This is a genomic window from Pyxidicoccus xibeiensis (assembly GCF_024198175.1).
GTDB lineage: Bacteria > Myxococcota > Myxococcia > Myxococcales > Myxococcaceae > Myxococcus > Myxococcus xibeiensis.
The window spans coordinates 600,933-615,693 of record NZ_JAJVKV010000004.1 but is presented as its reverse complement, the minus strand read 5'-3'; the positions used below and the strand labels follow the sequence as shown (position 1 = coordinate 615,693).

Sequence of the window (14,761 nt, the reverse complement as noted above, 5' to 3'; positions counted from 1 at the left end):
GCTCGTCACGCCCTTCCGCGTCCCGTCCCATCGTCGCCCCGTGTCCCCGTCACCTCTCTAGCCTTCCGGACGCTGGGAGGCAGCGAGCCTCCAGGGGAGGAAGACATGCGGCGCATCGTGTTCGTGGCATTGCTGGGGTGCATCACCGCCTGCGCGGCCGGGCGGGCTGAACGGGGAGGGCACATGAGTCAGGGCAGCTCGGGAGGCACGGCGTCGTTCGCCGCGTCCACGGTGGTCGTCATGCAGGCGTATGACCTGGAGAGCCGCTTCCGCGAGGCGGCGGAGCTGGGGCGCTTCGCCCTCGAGCGGGCCCGGCTGCTGAAGGACGCTCGCGGCGAGGCCCGCATCCACGTCGAGCTGGGGCGTGTCCTCACCCGCCAGCTCTCCCGGGACACGTCGCTGGACGCGGCCGAGGTGCTTGCCACGCACCACCGCTCGCGCCAGCTCGCCGAGGCCCTGGGGGACCCGGGCGTGCTGGCCGCCGCGCTCGATGCCGAGGGCTTCCACCTGTACTGGGACAAGCTCGTCAAGGGCACGGGCGAGTGGGAGCCCATCGAGGCCCGCTTCGTGCGCGCCCGGGCGCTGGCCGAAGAGGCGAAGGATTCGCGCGGCGTCTCCGAGGCCCTCTTCCACCTGGGCCTCACGCACCAGTTCCGTGGCAACGCCCCCCAGGCCCAGGAGGCCTACGAGCGCTCCCTCGCGGTGGCACGGGAGTCGGCGGACGCCCTCATGCAGTCCTACAGCCTGCGGCACCTGGCCGACCTCGCGGAGCAGCGGGGAGACCTGGACGCGGCGCTCGCCGGGCACCGCGAGTGCCTGCGCCTGCGCGAGCAGGTGGGCTTCCGCACCGGCACCGTGTACGCGCTGCTTGCCCTGGCGCACGTGCTCACCCTGCGCGAGCCCCAGAGCGACGAGGCGCTCGCCGCCATTCAGCGCGCGCTGCGCATCTCCGAGGAGCAGAAGGACCCGACGGGCCTGCGCGAGTCCCAGGCGGCACTGGGCCGCATCCACGCGGGGCGCAAGGACGCTGGCGCCGCGCTGGCCCTCTTCGAGAAGGCCATGGCCAGCGCGGAGCACCACCAGGACTGGCTCACCGTGGTGGAGCTGCTGCTCGATATCGCGCGCGCGCATGCCCTCCAGGGCGACAAGGCCCGCGTGGAGTCACTGGTGCGCCGCGCGCACGCGCTGACCACCGAGCGCGGGCTGACGGCCATCCTCGCCGAGGTGGAGCAGCTCGGACGCGAGCACGGCATCGCGCTGCGCTGAGCCGCCGTGCGAGCGTGATTCGTCCGCTGTCTCGCATCTGCGACGAGTCTTTGCACCCAACGTGAAGGAATGGGCGTACCCTGTGAGCGCAGTCGTCGCACTTCTCTTTCACTGGAGCTGACTGAATGGCATTTCCGACCGCCGTGAACTCGCAGATCACCGACGCCGTGACCTCCACCGCCACCACGCCCGCCACGAAGAAGCCCACGCGCCGCCGCGCTGGCGCCTCCCGCAAGACGGCCAAGGGTGCCGGTACCCGGCGCGGTGCCACCGCGAAGCGCACGGCCACCCGCAAGACCGCGACGCGTGCCAAGACGGCCACTCGCGCGAAGACGCCGGCTCGCGGCAAGGCCACCAGCCGCGCGAAGAAGGCCGTGCGCGCCGTCGGCGGCGCTCGCAAGGCCACCACCCGCAAGACGGCGGCGGCCGGGCGCACGGCCCGCAAGAGCCCCACCGCTCGCAAGGGCGCGGGTCGCACGACGGCGCGCCGTGGCGCCCGCAAGACGTCCACGCGGCGCACCACCCGCTAAGCCCTCGGGACCCGGTTCGTTCAGGGGGAGTCGCGCGGAGGCCCGAGTCTTCGGCCTCGGCGGTGACACCCCCTGACAGGACCTGGCCCGGGTGGCGCCTTCCCATTCGGGGGCGCCAAGGACTGAGGGCCACGGGGCCGCGGCTGTCGCCGCCTGCCTCCGTGGCCCTTGGCATGTCTGGCGCTGGACTCCGCCTGCTTCACGAGCACGCCGGCGCAGAGGCTGTCCGTCAGCCACTCATGGGCGGCGGTCGCGGTCACCCGGGCCGGGCCGGAGGGTGGGCTCCAACCCGGCGTCTGCTCACGCGGCGCGCGACGCGGGTGTCAGCGCTTCAGGCGGAGGAGGAAGACATCCCCGCGCTCGGCGACGCGGCGGCCGGTGCCGAAATCGCTCTCCCGGTCCGTGTGTCCGAAGACGAGGGCGTCACCCCCGGGCAGCACCGCGATGGCGGGAATGGCCTCCAGGCCATACAGCTCGCCCCGGGGAACGGGCGGGTCTGAGAGGAACAGGCGGGTGGCGACCGAGCCACCGTCGGCGCCGTAGCGCAGGGCCACCGGCTGCGCCGAGCCCAGCCCGTCCGACGTGGCGGCGCCGTCCTCGATGCGGTTGTAGGTGAAGCCTCCCAGCAGCACCTCGCCCGAGGGCTCCACGGCGAGGGTGCCCGCCTGGAGGCCGTCGCCCAGGTTGCGGCCCCAGCGCTCGGTGCCGTCGAGGTCCGCGGAGATGAGGAAGGGGCTGGAGCGGTACGGGTGGCCCGGGTGCTTCACGCCCGCCCAGTCCACGGTGCCGAGGAAGGGCCCGGTGGCGACCACCGCGCCCTGGGCGTCCATCCCCACGTCCCGCACGCTGCCGCGCGCATGAGCCAGCGCCTTGGCCCAGCTCAGCAGGCCCTCCTCATAGAGCGCGAGGAAGGGGCTGCCGTCCCGCGCGGAGTCGACGACCTTGCCGCCGAAGCGCACCGAGCCCACGTAGCGCCCGCCCACCGCCAGCCGGCCCCGGGTGTCCACCGCCAGCGAGGTGAGCTCCACCACGTCCGTCTCGCCCTCGGGCCGGCCGACGCGCAGGGCGTCCTCGGCGCGTCCCTCCTGGGAGTACGTCACCACCAGGGCGCCGGAGCCGCGAGTGTCGACGCCGAAGCTCGCCGTCCCGGTGCTGTTGAAGCCCACCCGCGCCCGGCCCTGGTCGTCCACGGCCAGGGCCACCACGGTGAGGCCGGGGCCCGAGGGGCTGGTGGCCCACAGGAGGTTGCCGTTCGCATCCAGCCGGGCGACGAAGGCGCCATCGCCCACCTCCTCGCGCTCGAAGTCCACCTGGCCCTCCGCGTTGCCAGCCAGGAGGATGCCGCCGGCGGGGTCCACGGCGAGGTGGGCACTCACTCGCACGCGCAGCTCGGCCGGCGTCTCGGGGGCGCGCACCTCGAAGCTCTTCGTCCAGCGCAGCTCGCCGTCCGCCGAGCGCCGGGTGAGGACGAGCTGCGCCCGGTCATCCATGGACTGGCGGGTGTGCAGGTCGTCCAGGCCGTGGATGGACAGCGTGAAGATGTCGCCGGCCACGTCCACCGCCGCGTCCAGCGCCAGGTCGTCCTGGGGCGTGCCCTCGCGTGACAGCCACAGCGTGGCGCCCGGGCCCGGTGGGGGCGGAGGCGGCTGCGTCGGCGGCGGGTCCTCGTCCTGCTCCTGGGGCTCGTCGTCCGGCGTCTCGTCCTCGACGGGAGGCGGGTCCTCTTCCTGCCGGGGCGTCTCGGACGGCGGCGCCGGACAGTCCTCCGCCGACACGTCCGCGCAGGGCCCCGTGTCGGGAGGCTCCTGCGCCTCGCCGCCACTGCTGCAGCCCGTCATTCCCAGCCACCCCAGGGCCGTCGCGCCTACGACGGTCCGGAACCAACGCCACCCCAGTTGCATGTTTCCCCCTCCACCGAGTGGGAGGGTCCGCACGCCGCCCGGCGCCAGCAACAAGGTGTGCGACGTCTGCCCGCCTGCCCGCTCCGCTGCGCAAAGTGCTTCTCGCGAGTGGAACCCGCGTACCCCTCCGCGCACCCCTCGGCACCCCACGTGGGGCAGGTGGATGGCCCGGCTCCGCCTCAGTGTCGCGTCGGAGGCGGCTCCCCGGAGTCGACGGGGGGCGCGAGCTTCCGGGAGAGCAGGGCGAGCAGCTCCTTCGAGGTGAGCCGGCCCGCCTGGTCCTTTCCTTCGAGCACCCCGGCCACCAGCGCGCGCTTGTGCTCGTGGAGGGAGAGCATCTGCTCCTCGATGGTGCCGCGCGCCACCAGCCGGTAGACGGTGACGGGGCGGTCCTGGCCGATGCGGTGCGCGCGGTCTGACGCCTGGTCCTCCACGGCCGGGTTCCACCACGGGTCCAGGTGGATGACGCTGGTGGCGGCGGTGAGGTTGAGCCCGAAGCCGCCGGCCTTCAGTGAGATGAGGAACAGTGGCGCGTCCCCCTCCTGGAAGGCGCGCACCCGCTCCCCCCGGGCGCCCTGGGGCGTCTGCCCGTCCAGGTACTCGTAGCGGATGCCGCGGGCGTCCAGCACCTCCCGCACCAGGGCCAGGTGCGAGGTGAACTGGCTGAAGACGAGCGCCCGGTGGCCCTCGGCTCGCAGCTCCTGGACCAGCTCCATCAGCCGCTCCAGCTTGGAGGACTCCACCGTGGACTCCGGGTCATAGAGCCGGGGGTGCGAGGCCAGCAGGCGCAGCCGGGTGAGGGCGGCCAGCACTTCGACGCGCCGCTCCTGCTCGCGCAGGACGTGCTTGTTCGTCTCCAGGTCGGACAGGGCGGCCAGGCGGGCGTCCTCGTAGAGCTGCCACTCCTCGGCGGACAGGACGACGGGGACGCGCACGTCGGTGCGGGCGGGGAGCTGCGCCTCCACCTGCGCCTTGGTGCGCCGCAGCAGGAAGGGCTGGAGCACCCGGGCCAGCGCGGGCGCCGCCGTCGGGTCGATGCCCTTCTCAATCGGCGCGGCGAAGCGCTCGCGGAACGCCTCCCAGCTGCCGAGCAGCTCGGGGAAGACGACGGCGAACAGGCTCCACAGCTCGCCCAGGTGGTTCTCCAGCGGCGTGCCGGAGAGAGCGAACTTGAAGTCCCCCTGGAGCGCCCGCGCGGCGCGCACGCGGTGGGTGGCCGCGTTCTTCAGCGTCTGGGCCTCGTCGAAGACGAGGGTGGAGAAGCGGATGGCGGACAGCCGCTCGATGTCCCGGGTGAGCAGGCCGTAGCTGAGGACGAGGACGTCCCTGGGCCCCAGCCGCTCCAGCGTGCCGCCCCGGTCCTCCTCGTCCGCGAAGAGCTTCATCCGCAGCGAGGGGGCGAAGCGCTTCGCCTCGTCCATCCAGTTGAAGGCCACCGACGTGGGCGCCAGCACCAGGGCGGGGCCGAGCTTCGAGCGCTCCAGCAGCACGGCCAGCGCCTGCACCGTCTTGCCCAGGCCCATGTCGTCCGCGAGCACGCCGCCCGCGTTCCACGATGCCAGCCGCGTGAGCCAGCGGAAGCCCTCGTGCTGGTAGTCGCGCAGCTCCGTCTTCAGGGTGGCGGGGACGCGGGGCTTCAGCTCCTTCGCGGCGAAGATGCGCTCGGCGAGCGAGCGCCACGCCGCGTCCGCGTCTACCTGGGCCCCCGCGCTGCCCAGCGCGCTCAGCGCCTCCGTCGCGGAGGGCCCCACCTCCAGGCCATGGCGCGACAGGTACGCATGGTCCGACAGCCGCTCCAGGTGCTGGCGCAGGGCGTCTTCGATTTCCACGTAGGTGTGGCCCTGGCCCTCGACCTGGACGAAGCGCTCCTTGCGGCGCGCGGCATCCAGCAGGCGGGCCAGCTCCACGCGCTCGCCCTGCACGGCCAGCTCCCCGAGCACGCCGAACCAGTGGCGCTTGCGGCCCACCGTCACGCGCAAGTCCCCGGGGCCGCGCGCGGAGAGGAGCCGCAGCGAGGTGCCAATCCACTCCAGCTCCGGCCGGGGCTCCAGCGCGTCGCGGGCCTTGATGAGCCGGAGCGCGCTCTGGGCGTTGCCCAGCGTGAAGCCGAAGGCGGACTCCAGCGGCGCGGCGGTGGTGTCGAGCCGGAGCTGGGACACCACGGACTCGGCGAGCGCGCGCTCGCGGGCGAAGTCGCGCACCGCGTGCAGCGGGGCCGTGCCGCGCCGCACCAGCACGTCGCGCGGGCCCTCGCCTGGGGTGAAGGAGCGGCTGTCGGGCAGCGGACGCACGCGCACGTCCAGCCGCACCTGGCCGTCGAGCTGGAGCTCGAGCCGCAGCACCGGCAGGTTCAGCGGGGGGAGCTGCTCGCCCATGACGCCGCGGGGCATGGCCACGGGCAGGCGCAGGGAGAACTTCGACAGCTTCTCCAGCAGCGGGCCGTGGCTCTCCGGGGGGAAGGCGTTGCCGTGGCGCTGGAGCACCGCGAGGAGCGCGCGGGCCTCCGGGCCCACGTCGAGCACGGTGAGGTGGCGCGCGCCCGCGTCCCACAGGTAGAGCCCCTCCTCGGGCTTCGACCTGCGGATGCGGTCCACCATGGCCTTGGAGAGCGCGGCGCCGTCGACGCCCGCGTGGATGACGACGGTGCCGTTCTGGTCCTCCGCGACGAGCCCCACCTGGGCGCGCTCGATGCTCACGAGCTGCGGCGAGTCGTCCATGTAGATGCGCGGGTGGTTGACCAGCTCGAAGAGCAGCTCGCGCGAGGCGGGCGCCGCCGTCTCCGGCAGCAGCGCGGCGAGGCGCGCGTCGGACGGGGAGAGCTGGGAGCCGAACTCCTGGAGCAGCCGCCGCCGGGTGACGCGGGCGCCGGTGGTGAGCTGCCCCTTCTTGTTGCGCCGGTGTACGTAGGGGGCGAGCTCCACGCCGTACCCGTCGATGACCTCCAGGCGCCAGGAGATCTCCGCGCCAGCGGGGCCGCCACCGGGGGCCTCGTCGACGGCGCGCTCCAGGGCCCGCAGCGTGCGCTCCCACTCGGGGCGCACCAGCTCCTCGAGCGTCTCGCCGAAGGCGTCCGTCCACGGCTGGCGCAGCCAGAGCAGGGCGGTGTCGATGGCGGCGAGGACGTGCACGCAGGCCTGTGAGCCGCAGGTGCACTCGGCCTTCACGGCGGACGGGGAGAAGGTGAGGCGCGCCTCGGGGAGGATGAAGCCGGCGACGGCGCCGACGGGAAGCTCCGAGCAGCGCGCCTCCTTGAGGCGGAAGCCGGGGAGCTGGGCGTCGTGCTGGAGCGCCTCGGCGGACAGCCAGCGCTGGGGCCGTGGAGCCACGCCGACAGGGAGTCGGGAGCGCAGCTCCATCAGGAGGCGGTGGATGGGGTGGGTGCGGGGCTCTTCTGGAGGCCGCAGGCGCTCGGGGACTGCCGTCCGGGCATCCTCGGCGGCGGCGCGCTCATCTTCGAGGAAGCGGCAGGCGAGGCGGGGCAGCAGGTCCTTCATCTTCGGGGACGGCTGGGCCTCGGACGTCCAGCGGGCCAGGGACTCCGCGCTGGCCAGCTCCACCAGCCGGCGCCCGGCGATGGCCATGCGGAACTGCGGCACCAGCGCGGCCTCGATGCGGGGGCCGAGCATCACGAGGCTGAGGCGGGTGACGTGCTCGATGCCGTGGGCCTTGAGCCACGTGAGCAGCGCGCTGTCCGTGTCGAAAGGAGGACCTCCGGCCTCCTGCGAGGGCGGGGAAGGGGGCCGTGCGAGCTCCGCGGGCATGGGGATGCTTCTTCAAGATGCGGGAGGGAAAGGCAAGCCGATAGCGGGGGCTGGAGGGCAGGCGGGCAGGCGGCCGCGTGTCAGACCTGGCGAGTAGGAAGGTCTGGACACGCGGTGGTAGGTGGGGTTCCACTCCAGGGAGGCAGGGTCGATGATGGGTGGGTGGGGAGTTGGAGGACTGGGGAGTCCGGGCATGGGCAACGAGACGAAGCGGCCAGCGACATACGAGGACCTGCTGGCGCTGCCCGACCACGTGGTGGGGCAGCTCATCGACGGCGAACTCATCGTCATGCCGAGGCCGGCGAGCCCGCACGGGATTGCCAGCTATGCGCTGGGCAGCCGGCTCTATGGCTTCCAGGACAGCGACGAAGGCCCTGGCGGTTGGTGGTTCATCGCCGAGCCCGAGCTGCACTTCGGGAAGAGCGTGGTGATACCCGACCTTGCGGGCTGGCGACGTGAGCGCATGCCCAGGCTTGCCCGGGTGCCCTACCACACGCTGGCTCCGGACTGGGTCTGTGAGCTGCTGTCGCCGTCCACGGCGTCACTGGACCGTGGGCGGAAGAAGGACCTCTACGCGCGGGAAGGGGTGGGCCACCTGTGGCTGGTGGACCCGGACACGCGGACGCTGGAGGTGTTCCTGCGGCAGGGGGACTCGTGGGAGAAGCGAGGCTGGCACTCCGGAGAGGGACGCATCCGGGCCGAGCCTTTCGAGGCCATCGAGTTGAATCTCGGAGCGCTCTGGCCGCCGGAGCTGGAGGCGCCTTGATGTGTCACGAACGTGTGACTGTCACGTCTGTGTAACGGTCACAGTCGTGTAAACACATACGTGGCACGGGGCTCCTGCCTCGACAGACAATTGAAATCGCGGTGTATTCCGGCCTCGCGTTGTTTACGGCGAGGTAACAGTGTCCGCCCCCCGTGAGATGGTAACCAGCACTGCGCTGCTGGGCAGGTACGAGCTTGTTTCAGAGCTGGGTCACGGCGGGATGGCGAAGGTGTACCGGGCCCGTGTCGCGGGTCCTGGCGGCTTCGAGAAGACGCTGGTCGTGAAGTGCATCCTGCCGCACCTGGCGCAGGACCCGCAGTTCGTGGAGATGTTCCTCTCCGAGGCCCGGCTGGCGGCGCGGCTCAACCACCCCAACCTGGTGCAGATCTTCGACTTCGGCGAGTCCGAGGGCGCGTACTTCCTGGCGATGGAGTACATCGACGGGCCGACGCTGCGCGCGCTCTTGCGGCGGCTGCATGGGCAGGAGCAGCGGGTGCCCTATCCGCTGTGTGCCCGCATTGCCTCCTCGGTGTGTGAGGGGCTGACCTTCGCCCACGAGTTCTGCGATCCAGACACCGGCGAGGCGATGCGGATGGTGCATCGCGACGTCAGCCCGGACAACATCCTGCTGACCCGCAGCGGCAACGTGAAGCTGGTGGACTTCGGCATCGCCAAGGCCACCAGCCAGGCGCCGCAGACGCAGGTGGGCACGCTCAAGGGGAAGGTGCCGTACATGGCCCCCGAGCAGCTCCGGAACGAGCCCCTGGCCCCGAGCTCGGACGTGTACTCGCTGGGCGTGGTGCTCTACGAGATGGTCGCGGGCGCCAAGCCGTTCGAGGCCGCCAACGACGCGGCGCTGATGCATGCCATCCTCTACGAGCCCTTCATCCCGCTGGCCGCGCGGCGCGAGGATGTGCCCCAGCCCTTGCAGTACATCGTCCAGCGCGCCCTGGCGAAGGACCGGACGAAGCGGTACGCGAGCTGCCGGGAGATGCAGGCGGACCTGGACCGGTACCTGCTGAGCTGCGGGCATCCGGTGGGCACCCAGCAGCTGGCCCAGCTCATCAGCCGCGCCGCCGTGCCCACCGGGGGCAGCCCCGTCGTGGGCACTCCCGTGTCCGGCAATGGCAGCCGGCCCCGCGAGCAGTCCCGGGGCTCCGGCTCCGTGCGGCCCGGCACCGGCGGCTCCATGCCCGTGCCTCCGACGGAGCCGGGTCCGGGCTCCCCGTCCACCGACCCCACCCGGCCCGGCACCGGCGGCTCCATGCCCGTGCCTCCGACGGAGCCGGGTCCAGGCTCCCCGTCCACCGGCCCCACGCGCTCCGGGGCCCTGAAGCCGGGCCGGCGCGCCGTCCTCGTGGGCGCTGTGGGCGTCGTGGCGCTGCTGGCGGGCGCCGTCGCCCTGGGCCTTCGCTCCGGCGGAGGAGCGGCACCGCCTGCTCCAGTCGTCGCCGCGCCTCCCGTGGCGCAGCCCGTGGGAGCACCTCCGAAGGCGCCCGAGGCTCCCTCCGCGGCGACGGGCACTCCCGCCCCCGTGGCGGCCGTGACTCCAGCGGTGGTACCGGCGGGGCCCTCCGTCCCGGCCGCGGGTGTCGCGGCAGCGAGCGCGGAGCAGGCGCCACCGGCGCCCACGGAGGTGGAGCTGCAGGTGACGGTGACGCCGCGCAAGGCCTCGCTCCGCCTGGATGACCGGCCCCTGTCGGGCAATCCCTTCTCGGACCGCTTCCCGCGAGACGGCCGCGCGCACGTGCTGCGGGTCTCCGCGCCCGGGTACACGACAGTGGTGAAGGAGGTCCGCTTCGACCGTGACCTGTCGCTGGACATCACCCTCTCGCGGCGCGGCCAGGAGTCGCGCCGGGCCGCTGTCGTGGAGAGCCCTCGGCGTGAGCCCGAAGCGCAGGGCCGCGAGCAGGAGCCGGACTTCGCCGAGCTGCCCGCGAAGCCGGCTCGCCGCAAGCCGCCCCGACGCGCGCTGGACTCGGACAACCCCTGGTCCGAGCAGGGCGGAGCTTCTCCCTCGGAAACCCCATGAACACCCACCTGATGTGTCGTCCGAAGCGGCTGGCCCTCGTGCTCATGCTGGCCCTGGCGGCTGGCAGTGCCAGCGCCGCCGCCCCCGCGCGCAAGGCCCCGGCGCGCACCCAGCAGATGGAGGAAGCGCAGCGGCGCTACGAGCGCGGCCGCGAGTTCTACGAGGAGGGCGACTTCCGCGCCGCGCTCGTGGAGTTCCAGCGCGCGCACGAGCTGGCTCCCAGCTACCGGCTCCTCTACAACATCGCCCAGGTCCAGTATCAGCTCCAGGACTACGCGGGCGCGCTGAAGAGCTTCCAGCAGTACCTGGATGACGGCGGCGCGGACGTCTCCGCCCAGCGCCGCGACGAGGTGCAGCGCGAGGTGGAGCGGCTGCGCTCGCGCGTGGCCACCCTGGACATCGTCACCCGGCCGGTGGGCGCGCAGGTGTCCGTGGACGACCAGCCGGTGGGACGCACGCCCCTGGCCGAGCCGGTGGTGGTGAGCGCCGGCCGGCGCAAGGTGACGGCCGAGCTGCCGGGAGAGCCTCCCGTGACGCGCATGGTGGACGTGGCCGGCATGGACACCCTGCGGGTGCAGCTCGAGTTCGCTCCTCCGCCCGCGCCGAAGCCCTCCGCCGCGCCCGTGGCCGCGGCTCCCGAGGCGCCCAGCCCCAGCCTCACGGCCCGCGCCACCGAGCCGCGCGGCGTGCCCTGGAAGATGTGGGCGGCCACCGGAGCGCTGGCGGCCGGCGCGGGCGTCACCGCGCTGCTCGCCAACAGCGCCGCGAATGACCTGAAGACGCAGCGGGACACCTTCGGCGTGACACGCGCGCAGCTCGAGGACGCCAGCAGCAAGACGAAGACGCTGGCCCTCACCAGCGACCTCCTCACCGGGGCCGCGGTGGTGGCCGCCGGCATCTCCGCCTTCATGACCTTCTCCGGTGGTTCTCCGGATGCTGCCCCCGCCCCGTCCGCTCCGTCCGTCCGGATGGGCGTGGGCCCCGGCGGCGTCGGCGTCGCCGGTGCCTTCTAGCCCCCGCCTTCACGAGCGACCTCCATGCCTTCCTTCTCTTCTCCCCGCCGCGGCCTGCTCGCCTCGGTGCTGCTGATGGCGGCCACCGGCTGTTCGCTGGCCCTGGACACCGAGCCCGCGCAGTGCGGCTCGGACGCGGACTGTGAGCGCTTCGGTACGTACCCCGTCTGCCAGGAAGGCGTGTGCGTGCCTTCCGGGCTCGGGCCGACGGGCTGCTTCCGCGGCAATGCCTCCAGCGAGGAGCAGTTCCTCAACCAGTGCACCCTCGCCGAGTGCGTGCCCTTCGACAACTGCGCCCGCCTGGGGCTGTGCAATCCCGGCGAAGCGCTGCCCGACCTCATCCCCCGGCCTTGAAAGACCTGCCTCTCATGAGACCTTCCGCCCTCTGGCGCGGCCCGACGTGCGCGCTGGCCGTGCTCCTCGCCACGCTCACCGTCCCCGCCGCCCACGCGCAGACGAACGTTCCCACCCTCTCCTGTCCGAGCACGAACGTGGTGTACGTGGCGGGCTCCTCGGCAGTCCGCTCGTTCCTCACGGTGGTGGCGCCGCTGCTCGCCCAGGACACGCCGGCCTACAGCATCGTCTACCAGGCCCAGGGCTCGTGCACGGGCGTCACCGCCATCTACAGCACGGACCCGGCGAAGCGGGTGATGAAGGACATCCCCGCGGCCGGAACGCGGGCCGCGAACTACGCCATCCTGCTGGCGGCGGACGGCACGGCGCGGGAGTGCTCGCTGCCGGCCGAGGGCGTGCTGGTGGACGTGGGCGTGTCGGACGTCTTCGCCTCCACGTGCGGCGTCGAGGCGCCCGCCGGGGTGCAGATTGCCGACTACGAGGGGCCCATCCAGCCGATGACCTTCGTGGTGCCGGTGAACTCCACGCAGAAGAGCATCAGCGCGGAGGCGGCGTACATGGCGTTCGGCATGGGCGGCAACCAGGGCAAGGCCGCGCCCTGGCTGGACTCCAGCCTGTTCTTCGTGCGCAACGCCAGCTCGGGCACGCAGCAGATGATTGCGCGGGCCATCGGAGTGCCGGCGGACAAGTGGTGGGGCGTGGACCGGGGTGGCAGTGACGGCGTGCGCAAGAACATGAAGCTGCTGCTGGACGCGCAGTCGTCGGAGAAGGCGATTGGCATCCTGTCCACGGACGTGGCGGACGAGGAGCGCTCCAACCTGCGAATCCTCGCGTTCCAGGCGCGGGGGCAGTCGTGCGGCTTCCTTCCGGACTCCACGCCCTTCGCGAAGGACAAGGCGAACGTGCGTGACGGGCACTATCCCATCTGGGGGCCGGTGCACTTCTACACGCGGGTGGAGAACGGGCTGCCCTCGGCGGCCGCGGGGGCGCTGGTGAGCCGCTTCGCGGCGCCGCAGCTCGAGCAGGGACTGCTGGAGTCCATCATCAACAAGCACCTGGTGCCCCGGTGCGCGATGAAGGTGAAGCGCACCACGGAGATGGGGCCGCTGTCGCCCGTGACCTCGGGCCTGCGCTGCGGGTGTTTCTTCGACAAGGTGGCCAACGGCGCCACGTCCTGCCAGCCGTGCGCGGGACCGGGAGACTGTCCATCCTCGGCGCCGTCCTGCAACTACGGATATTGCGAGCAGGGCGGCTGAGGCGGGGCCCCCCTGCGTGACTCGCCGGTAGCCATGAGCGGCATGCCGCGGGCCCGTCCGGGCGGGTCATCGCCGTGGAATGAACGTTCCTTCCGGCGGCATGGGGCCCCGGGAGCGGCGCCTGGCCTCTGGCTCCGCGGTTGCCGGGCGGGGTGCCCGCGCCCGCGGGGAGTGCGCGAGTCCCGGAATCAGCCGCGTGCGGCGGCGGCGGGAGCGCTGGAGCTTCGCTCCGCCTGCTCCAGGTGCTCCAGGAGCAGGGCGTTGACCTCCGTGTCCCGCACGATGGTCATGGCGTGAGCCGTTCCCTTCAGCTCGACGTAGCGTGCATCGGGAAGGCCCTGGGCCAGCTCCCGGCCTGACTTGGGCGTGGCGATGCGGTCATGCTCCGCGCTCGCGACGAGCGTGGGGATGCCGGCGAGCTGTGAGAGGAACGGCCGGGCGTCCGCGCGCGCCATTGCACGGACCTGCTGCATCAGGATGGGCGGGGACTCGGCCAGGTCCCGGTCGAAGAGCGCGCCGAGCCGCTGGGCCATGGCCCCGGTGTCCACGGCGGCCAGCTCGTCCTCCGTGAGCACCATCTCCATGAAGGCGCGCTGGCGCATGCGCCGGGTGCCAATCCGGGTGCGCAGGCCAACGCCTATCAGCCACGGCGTCAACCGGGACGGGGCCTTGCCATCCGCGAAGGTGCAGAGCAGCGCCAGGCTCCGCACGCGCTCCTTCGCGCGGTGGGCCACGTACTGGGCGATGAGCCCGCCCATCGAGTGGCCGACGAGGTGCGCGCTCCGCCAGCCCTGGGCGTCCATGAGTGCGAGGACGTCCTCCGCCATCAGGTCGAGGGACAGGGGCTCGGCGGAGGGGACGCTCCGGCCATAGGCACGGTTGTCGAAGCACAGGCACTGGAAGCGCGGCGCCAGCGCGGAGAGCTGCGGCCTCCAGCCATTGGCACCGACGCCCGAGCCCTGGATGAGGACGACGGGGGCGCCGTCGCCCTCCACGAGCCAGCTGAGGTTGCAGCCTCGGTGCGGCAATGCGCGTCGTTCCATCGGTGGCTCCGGCTCCTGGTGTGGAGCCACGCTGCCACGCCTGACGCTGACCGTGCGAACCGGGGATGACGGGAAGGTGATGGCAGTCAGCGTCCGGGCTTCTCGTACCCACCAGGGTGCAAGAGGTCTCCCATGTCAGACCCGTGGAGTAGGAAGAGGTGGACACGCACTCAGAGGTGGGGTTTCACTCCAGGGAGGCAGGGACGATGATGGCGGGGGTGGGAGTCGGAGAACAGGGGAGCGCGACGATGGGCCAGGAGACGAAGCGGCCAGCGACCTACGAAGACCTGCTGGCATTGCCCGACCACGTGGTGGGGCAGCTCATCGACGGCGAGCTCATCGTCATGCCGAGGCCCGGGAGCCCGCACGGGATTGCCAGCTATGCGCTGGGCAGCCGGCTCTATGGCTTCCAGGACAGCGACGAAGGCCCTGGCGGTTGGTGGTTCATTGCCGAGCCCGAGCTGCACTTCGGGAAGAGCGTGGTGATACCCGACCTGGCGGGCTGGCGCTGGGAGCGCATGCCAGAGGCACCGAGCGGTCGATACGAGACGCTCGCACCGGACTGGATCTGCGAGGTCCTCTCGCCCTCTACCTCGTCACTGGACCGTGGCCGGAAGAAGGACCTGTACGCGCGGGAGGGTGTAGGGCACCTGTGGCTGGTGGATCCGGTGTCTCGGACGCTGGAGGTGCTCCAGCGGAGAGGTGCGGAGTGGGTGGAGCGCGGCACGTACTCAGGTCGTGAGCGCGTCCGTGCAGAACCCTTCGAGGCCCTGGAGTTGCCCCTCGGGGCCTTGTGGCCGGAGAAACCGCGACGCCCCTGACCTCGGCCAGCGACGCCC

11 protein-coding genes are annotated in these 14,761 nt (G+C 72.4%); 8 read left to right on the top strand and 3 right to left on the bottom strand.

Features of this window, described 5'->3' with window-relative positions; all coding sequences use genetic code 11:
- Positions 1–183: 183 nt before the first annotated feature.
- Together LXT23_RS20365 and LXT23_RS20360 are read left to right on the top strand one after the other, a co-directional pair.
- A complete protein-coding gene (locus tag LXT23_RS20365) occupies positions 184–1,266 on the top strand; it encodes a tetratricopeptide repeat protein (protein WP_253981871.1) in 1,083 nt (360 codons plus the stop codon).
- A 125-nt stretch (positions 1,267–1,391) separates the two neighbouring features.
- On the top strand, positions 1,392–1,796 hold the full coding sequence (locus tag LXT23_RS20360) for a cell envelope biogenesis protein TolA (RefSeq protein WP_253981870.1): 405 nt from the start codon (positions 1,392–1,394) through the stop codon (positions 1,794–1,796).
- Positions 1,797–2,119: 323 nt separating this feature from the next.
- Here LXT23_RS20360 and LXT23_RS20355 read toward each other — a convergent pair whose 3' ends face one another.
- Positions 2,120–3,697, bottom strand: coding sequence for a hypothetical protein (locus LXT23_RS20355; RefSeq protein WP_253981869.1), 1,578 nt, complete (start codon positions 3,695–3,697; stop codon positions 2,120–2,122).
- A 179-nt stretch (positions 3,698–3,876) separates the two neighbouring features.
- Positions 3,877–7,458, bottom strand: a complete 3,582-nt coding sequence (locus LXT23_RS20350) for a DEAD/DEAH box helicase (RefSeq protein WP_253981868.1) — start codon at positions 7,456–7,458, stop codon at positions 3,877–3,879.
- Between the two features lie 193 nt (positions 7,459–7,651).
- Between LXT23_RS20350 and LXT23_RS20345 the strand changes: the two genes are divergently transcribed.
- The 5 genes from LXT23_RS20345 to LXT23_RS20325 all read left to right on the top strand — a co-directional run bounded on the left by LXT23_RS20345 (position 7,652) and on the right by LXT23_RS20325 (position 12,879).
- Entirely contained in the window at positions 7,652–8,224 is a 573-nt protein-coding gene (locus tag LXT23_RS20345; RefSeq protein WP_253981867.1) for a Uma2 family endonuclease, read from the top strand.
- A 157-nt stretch (positions 8,225–8,381) separates the two neighbouring features.
- Positions 8,382–10,256 carry a serine/threonine protein kinase gene (locus LXT23_RS20340; protein WP_253981866.1) on the top strand — a complete coding sequence of 625 codons (1,875 nt, stop codon included), beginning with the start codon at positions 8,382–8,384 and terminating at the stop codon, positions 10,254–10,256.
- Positions 10,253–11,269, top strand: a complete 1,017-nt coding sequence (locus LXT23_RS20335; RefSeq protein ID WP_253981865.1) for a PEGA domain-containing protein — start codon at positions 10,253–10,255, stop codon at positions 11,267–11,269. The genes LXT23_RS20340 and LXT23_RS20335 overlap by 4 nt, the downstream gene beginning before the upstream one ends.
- A gap of 24 nt (positions 11,270–11,293) precedes the next feature.
- A complete protein-coding gene (locus LXT23_RS20330; RefSeq protein WP_253981864.1) occupies positions 11,294–11,623 on the top strand; it encodes a hypothetical protein in 330 nt (109 codons plus the stop codon).
- 14 nt (positions 11,624–11,637) lie between these two features.
- Entirely contained in the window at positions 11,638–12,879 is a 1,242-nt protein-coding gene (locus LXT23_RS20325) for a hypothetical protein (protein ID WP_253981863.1), read from the top strand.
- Between the two features lie 188 nt (positions 12,880–13,067).
- On the opposite strand, the gene LXT23_RS20320 is transcribed toward LXT23_RS20325, so the two are convergent.
- Positions 13,068–13,922 (bottom strand): alpha/beta fold hydrolase, encoded by an 855-nt coding sequence (locus LXT23_RS20320; RefSeq protein WP_253981862.1) that lies wholly within the window; start codon positions 13,920–13,922, stop codon positions 13,068–13,070.
- Positions 13,923–14,170: 248 nt separating this feature from the next.
- Here LXT23_RS20320 and LXT23_RS20315 point away from each other — a divergent pair, with 248 nt between their 5' ends.
- Positions 14,171–14,743 (top strand): Uma2 family endonuclease, encoded by a 573-nt coding sequence (locus LXT23_RS20315; protein ID WP_253981861.1) that lies wholly within the window; start codon positions 14,171–14,173, stop codon positions 14,741–14,743.
- The last annotated feature ends 18 nt before the right edge of the window (positions 14,744–14,761 follow it).

Excerpts from the sequence above, each read along its gene's own strand:
- LXT23_RS20345 (WP_253981867.1), top strand. The coding sequence starts at position 7,652 with ATGGGCAACGAGACGAAGCGGCCAGCGACATACGAGGACCTGCTGGCG.
- LXT23_RS20355 (WP_253981869.1), bottom strand. The coding sequence starts at position 3,697 with ATGCAACTGGGGTGGCGTTGGTTCCGGACCGTCGTAGGCGCGACGGCC.
- LXT23_RS20335 (WP_253981865.1), top strand. The coding sequence starts at position 10,253 with ATGAACACCCACCTGATGTGTCGTCCGAAGCGGCTGGCCCTCGTGCTC.
- LXT23_RS20340 (WP_253981866.1), top strand. The coding sequence starts at position 8,382 with ATGGTAACCAGCACTGCGCTGCTGGGCAGGTACGAGCTTGTTTCAGAG.
- LXT23_RS20325 (WP_253981863.1), top strand. The coding sequence starts at position 11,638 with ATGAGACCTTCCGCCCTCTGGCGCGGCCCGACGTGCGCGCTGGCCGTG.
- LXT23_RS20330 (WP_253981864.1), top strand. The coding sequence starts at position 11,294 with ATGCCTTCCTTCTCTTCTCCCCGCCGCGGCCTGCTCGCCTCGGTGCTG.
- LXT23_RS20365 (WP_253981871.1), top strand. The coding sequence starts at position 184 with ATGAGTCAGGGCAGCTCGGGAGGCACGGCGTCGTTCGCCGCGTCCACG.
- LXT23_RS20360 (WP_253981870.1), top strand. The coding sequence starts at position 1,392 with ATGGCATTTCCGACCGCCGTGAACTCGCAGATCACCGACGCCGTGACC.
- LXT23_RS20315 (WP_253981861.1), top strand. The coding sequence starts at position 14,171 with ATGGGCCAGGAGACGAAGCGGCCAGCGACCTACGAAGACCTGCTGGCA.
- LXT23_RS20350 (WP_253981868.1), bottom strand. The coding sequence starts at position 7,458 with ATGCCCGCGGAGCTCGCACGGCCCCCTTCCCCGCCCTCGCAGGAGGCC.
- LXT23_RS20320 (WP_253981862.1), bottom strand. The coding sequence starts at position 13,922 with ATGGAACGACGCGCATTGCCGCACCGAGGCTGCAACCTCAGCTGGCTC.